Annotated in this window: 10 protein-coding genes and 2 tRNA genes; 5 read left to right on the top strand and 7 right to left on the bottom strand. The window is 59.9% G+C overall.

Annotated elements, in window-relative coordinates:
• Positions 1-55 precede the first annotated feature (55 nt).
• Positions 56-382, top strand: coding sequence for a hypothetical protein (locus tag PZH32_RS01645; RefSeq protein WP_275205888.1), 327 nt, complete (start codon positions 56-58; stop codon positions 380-382).
• A 163-nt stretch (positions 383-545) separates the two neighbouring features.
• Positions 546-1,844 carry a dicarboxylate/amino acid:cation symporter gene (locus PZH32_RS01640; protein WP_275205887.1) on the top strand — a complete coding sequence of 433 codons (1,299 nt, stop codon included), beginning with the start codon at positions 546-548 and terminating at the stop codon, positions 1,842-1,844.
• Positions 1,845-2,136: 292 nt separating this feature from the next.
• Here PZH32_RS01640 and PZH32_RS01635 read toward each other — a convergent pair whose 3' ends face one another.
• The 4 genes from PZH32_RS01635 to PZH32_RS01620 all read right to left on the bottom strand — a co-directional run bounded on the left by PZH32_RS01635 (position 2,137) and on the right by PZH32_RS01620 (position 7,080).
• Complete coding sequence (locus PZH32_RS01635; RefSeq protein WP_275205886.1) at positions 2,137-2,331, bottom strand: hypothetical protein; 195 nt, start codon at positions 2,329-2,331, stop codon at positions 2,137-2,139.
• A 355-nt stretch (positions 2,332-2,686) separates the two neighbouring features.
• Positions 2,687-3,898, bottom strand: a complete 1,212-nt coding sequence (gene ilvA / locus PZH32_RS01630) for a threonine ammonia-lyase (RefSeq protein ID WP_275205885.1) — start codon at positions 3,896-3,898, stop codon at positions 2,687-2,689.
• Positions 3,899-3,925: 27 nt separating this feature from the next.
• Positions 3,926-4,867: a serine O-acetyltransferase gene (locus PZH32_RS01625; RefSeq protein ID WP_275205884.1), complete on the bottom strand. Its 942-nt coding sequence runs from the start codon at positions 4,865-4,867 to the stop codon at positions 3,926-3,928.
• Between the two features lie 236 nt (positions 4,868-5,103).
• Positions 5,104-7,080 (bottom strand): MDR family MFS transporter, encoded by a 1,977-nt coding sequence (locus tag PZH32_RS01620; protein ID WP_275205883.1) that lies wholly within the window; start codon positions 7,078-7,080, stop codon positions 5,104-5,106.
• Between the two features lie 368 nt (positions 7,081-7,448).
• Between PZH32_RS01620 and PZH32_RS01615 the strand changes: the two genes are divergently transcribed.
• The gene (locus tag PZH32_RS01615; protein ID WP_275205882.1) at positions 7,449-8,759 is read left to right on the top strand and encodes a hemolysin family protein; all 1,311 of its coding nucleotides are present in this window, start codon (positions 7,449-7,451) and stop codon (positions 8,757-8,759) included.
• Between the two features lie 568 nt (positions 8,760-9,327).
• On the opposite strand, the gene PZH32_RS01610 is transcribed toward PZH32_RS01615, so the two are convergent.
• Positions 9,328-10,134 carry an amidohydrolase family protein gene (locus PZH32_RS01610; protein ID WP_275205881.1) on the bottom strand — a complete coding sequence of 269 codons (807 nt, stop codon included), beginning with the start codon at positions 10,132-10,134 and terminating at the stop codon, positions 9,328-9,330.
• 196 nt (positions 10,135-10,330) lie between these two features.
• Here PZH32_RS01610 and PZH32_RS01605 point away from each other — a divergent pair.
• Both PZH32_RS01605 and PZH32_RS01600 read left to right on the top strand, forming a co-directional pair.
• Positions 10,331-10,422 (top strand) — tRNA-Ser (locus PZH32_RS01605).
• Between the two features lie 65 nt (positions 10,423-10,487).
• Positions 10,488-10,580, top strand: a tRNA-Ser gene (locus PZH32_RS01600).
• A gap of 387 nt (positions 10,581-10,967) precedes the next feature.
• Here the strand turns inward: PZH32_RS01600 and PZH32_RS01595 are convergent.
• Both PZH32_RS01595 and PZH32_RS01590 read right to left on the bottom strand, forming a co-directional pair.
• Positions 10,968-11,888, bottom strand: coding sequence for an ABC transporter ATP-binding protein (locus PZH32_RS01595; RefSeq protein WP_275205880.1), 921 nt, complete (start codon positions 11,886-11,888; stop codon positions 10,968-10,970).
• A gap of 91 nt (positions 11,889-11,979) precedes the next feature.
• Positions 11,980-13,263 (bottom strand): peptidylprolyl isomerase, encoded by a 1,284-nt coding sequence (locus PZH32_RS01590; protein ID WP_275205879.1) that lies wholly within the window; start codon positions 13,261-13,263, stop codon positions 11,980-11,982.
• Positions 13,264-13,384 lie beyond the last annotated feature (121 nt).

Raw genomic sequence — 13,384 nt, 5'->3', positions numbered from 1 at the left:
GAGGTTGGTTCTGCGTTACACTGCTCCCATCTGAAGTTCCGAAAAAGGAGGCGCTATGAGCGACCCGATGGACACCCTTGATGAAAACGAGCTCGATCTCGAACGCTTTATGGTGGTCGAAGAGGATGGCGTCATTGCCACCTACGAAACCGTGGCCACCTTCCATGTGGACGAAACCGATGAAGACTTCATCATCTTCGCCGAAGATGATGCCGAGGAGGGCGAAGAACTTGAAGTGCTGGCGGCCCTGTACCGCCCCGAAGAGGTGGTCCTTGGCGACTCCGGGCTGCCCCTGCTCGTCCTGGATCAGCTGGAATCCGAAGAGCAGCTGGAGCTGGTGCAAGCGGTGCTCGAGGACATGATGGAGGACGACGAGGAGTAACTCGTTCCTTCCCCGTTCTTCTCACTCAATATGCGCCCGCCCACTCTGGCGGGCGCAAGTATTTTCAGCCTCCAACTTACCCTTTCCCCCTGCGCGTTCTTCTTTATATAATGAACTCTCGCAAGCAGGGCCCTCTGGGCACTTCGTTACGAAAGGGCTTTCCATGGAGAAATCCGATGCCGCAACCACTTCCGTCGAAGAGGCTCCCAAACCGAAACCTTGGTTCAAGAAGCTCTCTTTGACCACCTGGATCTTCATCGCCCTTGTCCTGGGCGTGCTGGTGGGGTTGGCCCTGCAGGGCGTTCCGGAAGTTGCCGACACCTACATCAAGCCCTTCGGCACCATCTTCTTGAACCTCATCAAGATGATCGTCGTGCCCTTGGTGCTGTTTTCCATCATTGCCGGCGTGGTATCGCTTGACGACGTCAAGAAGGTGGGAGCCATCGGCGGCAAGACTATTTTGTTCTACCTGGCCACCACTGCCTGCGCCGTTACCTTGGGCTTGGTGTTCGCCAACTTGATGAATGTGGGCGCGGGCTACCAGATGCCCACGGAGGACCTCTCCTACGAGGCCACCGATCCGCCGTCGCTCATCGACACCATTGTGAACATCTTCCCCAGCAACTTCTTCCAGCCCATGGCCGACGCCACCATGCTGCAGGTCATCGTCATCGCCGTGGTGTTCGGCTTCGGTATGATTGCCGCGGGCAAGAAGGCCAAGCCGGTTATCGAGATCTGCAACTCGCTGTCTGACGTGTGCATTGCCATCATGCGCGGCATCATTCTGGTGGCGCCCTTTGGCGTGTTCGGGCTCATCTGCCCCGTCATTGCCAACAACGGCATCGATGTGCTGCGCCCGCTGCTCTGGCTCATTGTGGTGGCCTACGTGGCCATGGCATGTCAGATTCTTCTGGTGTACTCGGGCATCATCAAGCTCTTCGCCCGCATGAATCCGCTCAAGTTCCTCAAGGGCGAGATGCCGGTCATCGGCTTCGCCTTCGCCTCGGCCTCCTCGGTGGGCACACTGCCCATCAACATGGAGTGCACCGAGAAGATGGGGGTGTCGAAGGAGGTTACGTCTTTCGTGCTGCCGCTGGGCGCCACCATCAATATGGACGGCACCGCTATCTACCAGGGTGTTTGCGCCATCTTCATCGCCCAGGTGTTCGGCATCGATCTGACCATCGGCCAGCAGTTCACCATTGTAATGACCAGCGTGCTGGCCTCCATCGGCACCGCCGGCGTGCCCGGTTCCGGCATGATCATGCTGGCCATGGTGCTGCAGTCGGTGGGCTTGCCCGTGGAGGGCGTGGCCCTGGTGGCCGGCGTCGACCGTATTCTGGACATGGCCCGCACCACGGTGAACGTCACCGGCGACGCCGCCGTAGCCACCTGCGTCGACGCCATGCAGAAGCGCGCCTACGCCCGCAAAGCCAAGAAGGCCGCCCGCTCTGCTTCGTAAGAACGGGCACGTCCGCGATGTTTCGCGGAGCTACGGTGCAGAACGGGACTACGGTACAAAATGGAGTTACGGTGCAGAATCGGCCAGTTTGGTTCCCCTGAGACAACCAAGAACCGCTGCTTTGGTTCCTATTGATGAAGAAACCCCAGGTCGGATCATCCCGTAACTGGTGCCTGGGGGAACCAAACCAGCCATTTTCGGAACCCAATCCCCCGGAGACCAACGCAAAAGGCCGCGAGTAGTCGCTAGACTCACTCGCGGCCTTTAGGTAAGGCGGGTTGCTAAGCTCGCTCTACGCGCGGGAGCGGAAGGGGTCAGCGGCGGCGAGGGCGCCGAAGCCGACGAGGGCGAGGGCAATCCAGCCCATGGCACCGGCAGTTACGATAGCGTCGTCGGCCTGACCCAAACCCAGCAGGTGCCAAGCAGCCAGCAGCACGGCGGCAGCGGCGACAACGATAAGCGCGATGATCCAGAGATTGTTCTTCATGGTCTTACCCTCCTTTGGTAAGTCGGTTGCACAACGGTTCGCTTAAAGCAGGATGACGATACTAATCTTTGTCAAAAGAAGGTCAACACCGACAAAAGCGCAGTTCACAACCCCTTCAAAAAAGTGAGGGTGTAATTCGGTTGTAGATGAATTAACTCATCGTTGAGTTTACCGCTAACCGTTTCAGGGCAACCGCTCAAGCGCTAAGGCGCGCGATGGCCCGTCGGCGCAGTCGCCCTGGCCGAAGCTCGCGGCACCGCTCCGCCGGACTAGGAAGCGCCCCACTGAAACCTGCAACGAGGGTCCAGGACCCAGGGACGCCCCAGCCGCAACGAAGACCTGGGCAAAACCAGCCCTACAGCGAGGCCTCTACCTCGCGCACATCGAGCCCCGCCTCACGCAGCGCCTCGATGATACGCTCCTTGTGCTGGGCGTCGAAAGCCTCGATGGTCACGCGCAGCTCCACGGCCGCGTTGCGATTCACCGTGGCGAACTGGTTGTGGTTAAGGCGAATGACGTTGCCGCTATGCTCGGCCACAATCTGAGACACCTGCACCAGGCCGCCCGGTCGATCAGGCAGCATGATGGACACCGTGAAGATACGGCCTCGGGCAATAAGACCCAACTGCACGACGTTCGACATGGTGATGACATCCATATTGCCGCCCGAGAGAATAGCCACCACGTTTTTGCCCTCGGCGGGCAAATGCGAAAGGGCCGCCACGGTCAGAAGACCGGAGTTCTCAACCACCATCTTGTGGTTTTCCACCATGTCCAAAAAGGCGGGAATCAGCTCCTCGTCGGGCACGGTAATAATGCCGTCCAAGTTTTTCTGAATGTAGGGGAACACCTTATGCCCCGGCTCTAGCACGGCGGTGCCATCGGCAATGGTAGAGGCTCCAGGAAGAGCCACCACTTCCCCAGCTTCCAGGGAGGCCTTCATGCACGCCGCCCCCTCCGGCTCCACGCCGATAACCTTCACTTCGGGATTCATGAGCTTCGCCGCGGTCGAGACGCCCGAGGCCAAGCCACCGCCGCCAATGGGCACCAGAATGATGTCCACCTCGGGCAGCTCCTCGAAGATTTCCATGGCCACCGAGCCCTGACCGCAGGCTACGTCCACATCATCGAAGGGGTGCACCATGGTAAGCCCCTGCTCGGCCGCGAGCTGCTGAGCATGGGCAAAGGCCTCGTCGAACACGGAGCCGTGTAACACCACTTCCGCTCCCAGCGCCTCGGTGCGCGAAATCTTGATGGGCGGCGTGGTTTCCGGCATGACCACCACGGCGCGCACGCCGTACTGCTTGGCCGCGCGAGCCACGCCCTGGGCATGATTGCCCGCCGAAGCGGTAATGAGCCCGCGCTCGCGCTCCTCCTCGGTAAGTGTCGAGATTTTATAGTAGGCCCCGCGCACCTTGTAGGCGCCGGTACGCTGCATGTTCTCGGGCTTGAGGAAGACGCGATTGCCCGTGCTTCGCCCGAAAGCCGGGCTTTCCACCAACGGTGTGGGCAGCGTGACCTCTTTCACCTTGCGCGCGGCCCGTTGAAACGTATTTAGATTGTCCATGGTTCCTTCTTTGAAAACGCCAGCGGTCTAGTCGCGCTCGCCGGGCTGACGCACGCGAATCTCCTGCTCCTTCACGGACACCCGGGAGTTTGCCGGCACACTGAACGTGACGAAGGTGGAGCCGGCAATAACCGAGCCCTCGCCAATGACCGTCTCGCCGCCCAAAACGCTGGCGTTCGAGTAAATGGTAACGTTGTCCTCGATGGTAGGATGACGCTTCACGCCGGCCAGGCGTTGACCGCCGCGGGTAGAGAGCGCGCCCAGGGTAACGCCCTGGTACAGCTTCACGTGCTCGCCGATAATGGTGGTCTCGCCAATAACCACGCCGGTGCCGTGGTCGATGAAGAAGTACTCGCCGATAGTAGCCCCGGCGCCAATATCGATGCCCGTGGACGAATGAGCGATCTCGGTCATCACGCGCGGGATGATGGGCACGCCCAGCTTGTACAGCACGTTGGCAATGCGGTACACATAGATGGCGTAAAGGCCCGGGTAGGTGAAGATAACCTCTTCCTTCGAGCCCGCGGCCGGGTCGCCGTCGTACAGCGCCTGCACGTCGGTGAGCAGCACACGCTGAATGTGAGGCAGCTCATCGAAGAAAGCGGTGCAGATGTCGGCGGCCTGCTTGCAAATGGCGTCGGAGCCGCAACCCAGGCAGTGGGGATTTCCGGCTTCAATAAGATCGTCGCGCTCTTCGGAGGTGTAGGTGAGGGCCAAGATGAGCTGCTCACGCAGGACGGCCTCGATATCGATAAGCGACTGGCCGATGAAATAGGCCGGACTCGTTTGGGGCGTCAGCATTTCAGGACCGAAATAGCCAGGGAACAGCACCCGACGCAGCTCGGTAATGAGCCCCTTGATGGCGGTGCGACTGGGGAAGCGCCGTCCGGGCTTGGTGAAGAAGATTTCGTCGGCCTCGTAGTTCTTCTCGATAGCGGCCACAATACGCTCGAGATTGTCTCCGAACATGGGACTCTCCTGTCCTCGATTTTAGTTGCCTGCTAGTTTAGCAGTTCGGCCACGTTTCGCCGCCGCGCACGGCCGAGGAACGGGAAATGGCTACCATGGAAGTCAGAGATACTGAATGCCAATCCTGCCTCAAACGACACCACTTCACTCAGCCTCTGGTAGCACGGAAGCCCATCGCCTCGCGGCTTCCCAAGCCCAAGCGGCCCCGTTGCCTTGCTCGCCGGGGCCGCTTGATTTTATTTAGAGGGCAGCTCGCACACACCGCTGGCATCTTCTACGCACTCGTCCTGGCCCGAGGGACCGGCCCCCACACTCACGGCACGCTCCGGATGATCGGCCAGGTAGGCGGCCATAGAGTACTGCGTGATGTCGCTGCGGTTGATAATGCCCACAATGTGGCCGTCCTCCAGCACCGGCACCTTCTTCAAGTGGTTCTCGGCCAGCACACGGCACACATCGGGCAGCTTCGCATGGACGCTTACGCAGATGGGACGTGCGGCGCCAATCTCGCGCACGGGCATCTGCATAAGCTTCGCCAGCTTCTCCTCGTAGCCCTCTTCGTCGATCATGGTGCGGTTGATAAGCACAATGGGATCGGTGAACGAGGCGCCGCGAGGCGACAGGCGCTTCAGGATGTCGCCGTCGGACACGAAGCCCACCGGCTCACCATGGGCGTCCACAATTGGTGCCGCGGAAATGCCCTTGTTCACGAACAGGCGCATGGCCTGCTCCACTGTGGCATCCACCGGCAGCGAGAACACGTCGGTTTTCATAATGGACTTCAGCAGCGACTTGCGCGCGCCCTCTTCGTCCACGGCCGCTTCCTCGCCGGGTTTGTCTTTCACCAGCGCGATGGTCATAACCAGGCCGATCAGGCACAGCAGGGCGCACACGGTAAAGGCCACGTTGATACCGAACATGGTACCCTGGGCCTCTCCGAAGGTGGGCACCGTGGCCGCTTGGGTCATGGTGGACGCCGAAATAATAATAGCCGTGCCCAGCGAGCCCGCCACCTGACGCAGGGTGTTGTTCACCGAGGTGCCGTGGTTCATGACCTTGTTGTCCAGGGCGTTCATGCCCCAGGTGGTGATGGGCATGTTCACCAGGGCCATAGAGAACATGCGCACGGTGTACACGATGGTGATGTAAATGATGTTCGACTCAAGGTTCAGAATGGCGAAGGCCACCGTAGTAAGCGTCAGCAACGACATGCCCGTAATAGCCATCTTGCGAGGGCCATGGCGGTCGAACATCTTGCCGGCAATGGGGTTCATGATGCCCATGAGGATGGCGCCGGGCATAAGCACCAAACCGGACAGCGTGGCCGAGAAGCCGCGCAGGGACTGAATGTAGATAGGCATGAGGATACCGGCGGCCAGCAGAGCGCCTTGCACCAGCATGCCAATGATGGTGCCAATGAGGAAGCGGCGGTTCTTCAGCACCTCGACGCGCAGCATGGGGTGCGGCAGGCGCGTCTGACGAATGAAGAACCACACGACGCCGATCACACCGACAAGCGTCGTGCCGATGGTGACGGGCGTGAACCCGCTCGATCCCAGGGCCGAGAAGCCATAGAGCAGCATGCCGAAGCCCAAGGTGGACAGTGCCAGGGACAGCGGATCGAGCACCGCGTCGCCCTTGTTCGCCGGCGGCTTGTTGTCGATGAAGAATAGCGACAGCACAATGATGGCCAGCGAGATGAAGAACACCGCATAGAACAGAATGTGCCAGTCGGCCTGATCGATAACGAAGCCCGCCACCGTGGGGCCGATGGCCGGCGCAAAGGCAATGACCAGGCCGAAAATGCCCATGGCCGAGCCGCGGCGATCCACGGGGAACACCAGCATGAGCACCGTCATGGTAACGGGCATAAGGATACCGGCGCCCGCCGCCTGCACCAAGCGGCCGCCCAGCAGCAGCGGGAAGTTGTAGCCCACCGCCGCCATCAGGGTGCCCAAGGCGAAGCACCCCATGGAGAACACGAACAGCTTGCGCGTGGAGAACCGGTCCTGCAAAAATGCCGTAATGGGGATCATGATGGCGTTCACCAGGGTAAAGCCCGTCGTCAGCCACTGGGCCGTGGACTGGTCGACGGCCATCTCCTCCATAATGGAGGGAAGGGCCGGGGTAACAAGGGTCTGGTTGAGCACCGTTACAAAGGCACCCAGGACCAGCACGATCAGCATCAGCCACTGCTTGCGCGTAAGCTTCATATCCACCTCATTTGCTCTCGCAACTTCTTATGCTCATGGAAAACTATGTCACTTTACCACCGCGTCAACGAAGTTGATGATGGGCTCGGTCAAGAAGTTCCTTTCTTGTAGGAACGGGCGAGCTCGATCCGCAGGGGACGGCCGGCGGCCCCGTCCGAGAACCAGAAGCTCTGCTGGCCGCAGCACAGCTTGCTCCCTTCTGTCCGACCACTGTCTTCACCAAGGGCTCTCTGGCTTGTAATAATGTGGTGTCAGTTTCTCTCCAGGCGAACGTCGCTGAAGAAAATCGCCTAGGATAAGACTCATATATGTTTCAACGACGAAGGTGCCCGCTGGGCAGATGCCTTCCGCGAAAGGGTGTTTCCGGTATGTATACCGCCATATGCTTGCTACTCGTGCTGTTCTTCCTGCTTATGAACGCATTTTTCGTAGTAGCCGAGTTCGCGCTCGTCCGTGTGCGCAAAAGTCAGATCGACATGGCCGTGGCCGAGAAGCGCCGCGGGGCTGAAGCTGCCCGCGACGTGACCACCCACATCAATGCCTACCTGTCCGCCTGCCAGCTGGGCATCACCCTTGCCTCTCTGGCCATCGGCTGGTTGGGCGAGCCGGCCGTTTCCGCCGTGCTGGAAGCTCCGCTGCTGGCCTGGGGCTTCCCCGAGTCGGCTGTCTACCCCATCTGCGTGGCCGTGGGCTTCTTCATCGTCACCACCCTCCATGTGGTAGTAGGCGAGCTCATCCCGAAGTCCTTCGCCATCTTCTCCACCGAAAAGTACGCGCTGCACACCGCTGGTCCTCTGCGCGTGTTCTACCGCATCACCTACCCTGTCATGGTCATCTTCAACGGCATCACCAACGGCGTTATGCGCCTGTTCGGCCATGACCCGGCCGACGAGCACGAGGTGTACACCGGCGAGGAGATCAAGCTGCTCATCGACGAGTCCACGGAAAACGGCCTTATCGGCGCCGAGGAAAACGAGTTTGTGGACAACATCTTCGACTTGGGCGACAAGGACGCCGAGGGCATCATGACCCCCCGCACCGACGTCATCTGCCTGAACCTGGAAGACTCACTGGAAGAGAACCTCGAGCTGATTCGCCAGTACAAGTACTCGCGCTACCCGGTGTGCAATGGGTCGAAAGACCATATGGTGGGTTTCGTCCACACGAAGGACCTGGTAGATATGCCCCTCGACACGCCCGTGGCCGACTGGAACATCCGCGACCTGCCGCCCGTTCCCGAAGGCATCCCCATTGCCAAGCTGCTAGAAACCATGCAGGAGGGCCGCACGAAGATCTGCGTCGTAGTTGACGAGCACGGCGGCACGGCCGGCATTGTCACCATGAGCGACATCATGGAGCAGATTGTGGGTCGCATCGACGACGAGTACGTCCACGACACCGATGACGACGTGGAGCAGATGCCCGACGGCACCTACCAGATCAACGGCACCCTGGGCATTAACGAGCTGGTGGAGATCCTGGGCTTCGAGCCGGAAGAGGCCGGCGACGTGGAGACAGCCGGCGGCCTGCTGCTCTCGCTGTTCGATCGCATTCCTGGCGAGGGCGATGTCTGCGTCCTGGAGGACAAGGGCACCAAGGTTACCTTTACCGTGCTGGCCATGGATCGCCTGCGCATCGACCGCATCGGGATGGCTATCGAGCGACCAGACGTGGAGTAGCACTGACGGTTCTCTCCCAGACACGTGAAAATGGAGTAGCTCCACGCCTGAGGTTCCATTCCCGGGACACGCGAAAAGGCCCTTTTGGGCCTTTTCTTGTTGTTGGGGGCTAATTCCCCCGGGCCGCGAAAACCAAGGTCGGGGCGCTTGGTTCCAGAACCAGGGGGTTTGGTTCCAGAACCAGAAAAAGTTCCAGAATTAGGGGGTTTGGTTCCCCCTCTTGCTTTTAAGAGGATTTATGACCTGGGGTTTTGCGACGTGGAGGTACCGAACTCTTCGGTTTTGACAGCTGTCAGGGAACCAAACTAGGCACTCTTGGAACCTGGAGGTTCAAGCCACCTGACCGCGGACGGCCCCGGCATCCCCTCCGGGCACGCGCCGCTCCGCTGCTCGGCCTTCGGCCTCGTGCGCTTCGCTCCTTCATGTATTCACTTGGCGACCTTTGGTCGCCTTTCTTTTTGGTGTTCAGACGGTGCCCTCCGGGGATGCCGGCGCCGTCCGCTACGCTGTCTGGATTTGGGGCATAGGTTGGAGCTTTGGCTTTAGCCTGGGATTGCGGGCGAAATAGCTACTTGAGAAGTTCGTCTTCCTCTATTCCGATGAAACGCAGGGCGTTGTCCCAGGTTATGGCTTTGAATTCTTCTTGGGTGAAATCCATAGCGGCCAGCATGTTCAACTCCGACACGGGGCTCCACATGGGGAAGTCGCTGCCGAACATTACGCGCTCGATACCGTAGGCGCGGGCTAGTTCCACGGTGCGACGCGGGCCGAGGAATTCGAGGGCACTAGAGGTGTCGATGTAGCAGTTCTCGTCCTCGAGGATTTCCAAGGCATAGTCGAAGATGGACCAGCCGCCGAAGTGCGCGGCATCCACCACCAGGTTCGGGAAGGTATGGAGGATCTTCTTCAGGCGCCTTGGATGGGAGAAGTCGAAGCGGTAGTCTCCCGTGTGGATAACGATGGGCAAGCGTCCCTCGATGCACTCGTAGAGACGCATGAGACGCGGATCGTCCATGTTCACACGCTGATTGTCGGGGTGGATCTTCACGCCTTTCAGCCCCAGACCAATGGCGCGGTCGATTTCTGCTTCCAGGTTCTCGTAATCTTGATGCATGGTGGCGAAACCGATGAAGTTGTCATGGGCAGCGCACTGCTCGGCCACGAAGTCGTTGATGGTTTCAACCTGCGCGGGACTGGTGGCCACCGAATGGACCAGGTGATGGGTAATGGGAGATCCCTCACAGGTATCCAGGAGCGCCTGGGCCGACGCGTCCGGGGCATCCATATGGGCAGAGTAGAACTTCCCTACTGATCCGACGGCCTTCTGGGAAATCTTCTCGGGGTAGATATGGGAGTGGGCATCAATGATGGGCATGGCTCGTCCTTCGTTTTCTCTCTTTGGCACCATTGTACGCAGCGATGCTTGCGGGCGATATGGTCAAATCGCTGAAAGAAGGGCTTCCGCGGCCAACTTATGCAAATACGCCCATCCTACGAAAATTTTCTTGAGGTGCGCCGTTTGCTGCGCTATACTTCTAAGGCACTTCACTTCGGTGAGGCAGACGCTATGCGGAGAGATGTCCGAGCTGGCCGAAGGAGCACGATTGGAAATCGTGTATGCCCCAAAAGGGTATCTGGGGTTCGAATCCCCATCTCTCCGCCAGATTTTCCCACGAGCCTTCCCGGCTCGTTTTTCTATGGCGTCCCTGTGGACGCATCACCCCGCGCGGAGGGGTGGCAGAGTGGTTGAATGCGGCGGTCTCGAAAACCGTTTCACCGGTAACCCCGGTGACGAGGGTTCGAATCCCTCCTCCTCCGCCAGTTTACTTTCTACAAGGTAGTTCCTACCTGCAGCAACACATTTCAAAACAAGCTAGACCTCGAGTTCTCTGAAGGACTGCTGTCTTTCTGGGCATTTTCTTGCGTTTTGTTAGCATGGAGTGGCCTTCGGAGCCAAGAAAACATCTTCTTGGGAGGAGTAACCCTCTTGTTTTTGTCCCATGTGGTCAATCAGAGCGTGATTTCCATCGGAGTGTCGGCAGAGAGGTTAACTAAACGCAAATTATTCCCCCGAAACGCTCGAAACTTGGCTATAGGGGAATTTGCCGAAGGAGAGGATGAGGGCGAATCCGAAGCCGAAGCCGGGGCCGGGACGAAGCCGAAGCCGAAGCCGAGGGCGAGAGCGAGAGGGAAAGGCGCGTCGAACCTCTAGGCTCCGACGATGCTGTAGTGGCCGTGGGCTTCTACTACTTCCAAGGGTACGTCGAACAGGCGCGTCATGACGTCGCTGGTGAGCAGCTCTTTCTTGGGGCCATCGGCCACGAGGCGGCCGTCCTTCACCAGCACCAGGCGTTGCATTTCCGGGACGATATCCTCGGGATAGTGTGTAACCAGCAACACCGCGCGACCCTCACGGGCTAGCTGGCTCATGGTGTTTCGCACATGGTACATACCGGCGGGATCGAGTCCCGTGCAGGGCTCGTCGAAGATGAGTACGTCCGGATCGTGCACTAAGGCACGGGCGATGAGAACGCGGCGTGCCTGGCCCGTCGACAGCGTCAGGATGTCCCTATCCGCCAAGTCGGCGATGCCCAGAGCGGCCATGGTCGAGCGCGCCTGAGCACGCTGACCCTCGGTCACCTCTCGCCGCAGGGGCACGCCGAGCGAGCCGAACAAGCCGCCAGCCACAATGTCCGCCGCTGGCAGATGCACGCGAATCTGATCCTGCATCGACGAGGACACCACGCCCATGGCCTTCTTGATGTCGGCCAAAGGGGTGCGGCTGCTGCCGCGAAACAGCACGGGCGCTTCATCGCGATGAAGCGGGTGCACCTCACGCGTAATGAGCCCGATGAAGGTAGACTTGCCCGAGCCGTTCGGGCCCAGAAGCGCCACCGACTCTCCCTCCTGGAGAGAGAACTCCCCTACCGAAAGAATCGAGCGGCCCGCGCGTCTCACACAGGCATCGCGCAGCTGCACGAGAGGAGCCTGAGCCGATGAGGATACCCCAGCGCCTTGTTTGCCGTCCCCAAAAAGAGCCGAACCGTCGCCTGCAAGCGTGCCCGAATTGCCATAACCAGCGAGAAGGCGCTCATCTTGCGGGTTCGGGACAACTTCAGCACAGACCATGGGTCCATCTCTCCTTCTCATGCGGAAGCGCCCGCTCAATGAGCGGGCGCTTCCTTCTCTCTCCTCGCAAGGTAACCCTCGCGACGTTTCTCTATTCGGCGGCCGTTTCGCCCTCGCCGGAACCCTCATTGGAGCCCTCGTCAGAGCCTTCGCCTTCGGCACTCTGGTCGCCGGCGTCAGAGCCCTCGTCCTGAGCACCTTCCTCGGAGCCCTCTTCCTGGGTGGCCTCATCGCCCGTCTCTTCGCCGTCAACCGTCTCGACGCTGATCGGGTTGCCGTCGGCATCGGTGCCCACAATCTGGGCGCTGTCGTCGGTCTCGCTCTTCGGGTAGTTCGCCATGTCGACGTAGTAGGGCAGGCCCTCGGGCATGTCGTTGATCACGATGTCCGCACCCTCGCGCTGCTCCTCAACCCATGTGTAATAAGCTTGGGACTCGTTGTTGGACGTGAGGATCGTGCGCACGGCCTCCTGGAACTCCTCGGGCAGCTGGTCCATCTTGGTCAGCTCCTCCGGAGCCTCGAAGACGTCGGTGCACTGAATGATGTGGATACCATAGCTGCTGGTAACCAGACCGCTGATCTCGCCCTTCTCCAGCTCGTTCAAGGCCGTGGTGTACTCCGTCACGAAGCTGGTCAGCTTGTCCCAGCCCACGTTACCGCCGTCGGCAGCCGAGCCGGTGTCCTTCGAGTAGGACTCGGCGGCGGTGGCGAAATCAAGCTCGCCAGACTGCAGCTTCTCGAGCACTTCCTGGGCCAGGTCTTCATCGCTGGCGTCAAACAGGATATGGGAAGACTTCTTCGCGCCGTCGTAGGTGGGAAGATAGGTCTGCGCCGTAGTTACCAGCTCTTCCTCGGTGGGCTCCTCGGAGTTCTCGGCCAGCTTGGTGCGCAGCTGCTGGGATACCAGGGAGAGCTCGATGTTATCGCGATACTCGTCCTCGGTCATGCCCACGGCCTCAAGGGCATTGGCCCAGGCCTCATCGGAATCGTAGTTGCTGCGCATGGATTCGATGTACTGGTTAACCTCGTCGGAGTCGGCCGTGATGTCCATGGCCTCGCTGCCCTGCTTCACCAGCTCCTGGTCCACATAGGAATCGATGATCTCCTCGCGGACGCTCTCGGGGGTGTAGTCGTTCTCGGCGAGCCACTTGCCCCAGGAGTCCTCGTCGGTGACGCCCATCTGCTCACGAATGCCCTCGATGGCAGCCGTGATGGTGTCCTCCTGGATCTCCACCCCGTTGACGGTGGCGGCTACCCCTCCGGTGTAGGTTTGCTTGTTCTGCCCATCGCTCGAAGAGCAGCCCGTGGCGCTCAGAGCGCACAGTGCAGCCAGGCTGACGACGGCAAGGGACTTCGCAAAAAACCGTTTCTTCATACTTACCTTCCCTCATAGGTGACGGGGCTGCGAATTTCGTTGCACGAGTGCGTTTTGAGACAGTCCCCGATGATTTCGTTCTGCATTGTCCCACGGCTTACCATTAGGTAACAACCGCCGC

Source organism: Adlercreutzia equolifaciens (assembly GCF_029076695.1).
Classification (GTDB): domain Bacteria; phylum Actinomycetota; class Coriobacteriia; order Coriobacteriales; family Eggerthellaceae; genus Adlercreutzia; species Adlercreutzia equolifaciens_A.
This window is presented reverse-complemented; position numbering and strand designations above follow the sequence as displayed.

Coding starts and splice junctions, on each gene's coding strand:
- PZH32_RS01625 (WP_275205884.1), bottom strand. CDS start 4,867: ATGTTCGGAGACAATCTCGAGCGTATTGTGGCCGCTATCGAGAAGAAC.
- ilvA (WP_275205885.1), bottom strand. CDS start 3,898: ATGGACAATCTAAATACGTTTCAACGGGCCGCGCGCAAGGTGAAAGAG.
- PZH32_RS01610 (WP_275205881.1), bottom strand. CDS start 10,134: ATGCCCATCATTGATGCCCACTCCCATATCTACCCCGAGAAGATTTCC.
- PZH32_RS01620 (WP_275205883.1), bottom strand. CDS start 7,080: ATGAAGCTTACGCGCAAGCAGTGGCTGATGCTGATCGTGCTGGTCCTG.
- PZH32_RS01645 (WP_275205888.1), top strand. CDS start 56: ATGAGCGACCCGATGGACACCCTTGATGAAAACGAGCTCGATCTCGAA.
- PZH32_RS01595 (WP_275205880.1), bottom strand. CDS start 11,888: ATGGTCTGTGCTGAAGTTGTCCCGAACCCGCAAGATGAGCGCCTTCTC.
- PZH32_RS01590 (WP_275205879.1), bottom strand. CDS start 13,263: ATGAAGAAACGGTTTTTTGCGAAGTCCCTTGCCGTCGTCAGCCTGGCT.
- PZH32_RS01635 (WP_275205886.1), bottom strand. CDS start 2,331: ATGAAGAACAATCTCTGGATCATCGCGCTTATCGTTGTCGCCGCTGCC.
- PZH32_RS01615 (WP_275205882.1), top strand. CDS start 7,449: ATGTATACCGCCATATGCTTGCTACTCGTGCTGTTCTTCCTGCTTATG.
- PZH32_RS01640 (WP_275205887.1), top strand. CDS start 546: ATGGAGAAATCCGATGCCGCAACCACTTCCGTCGAAGAGGCTCCCAAA.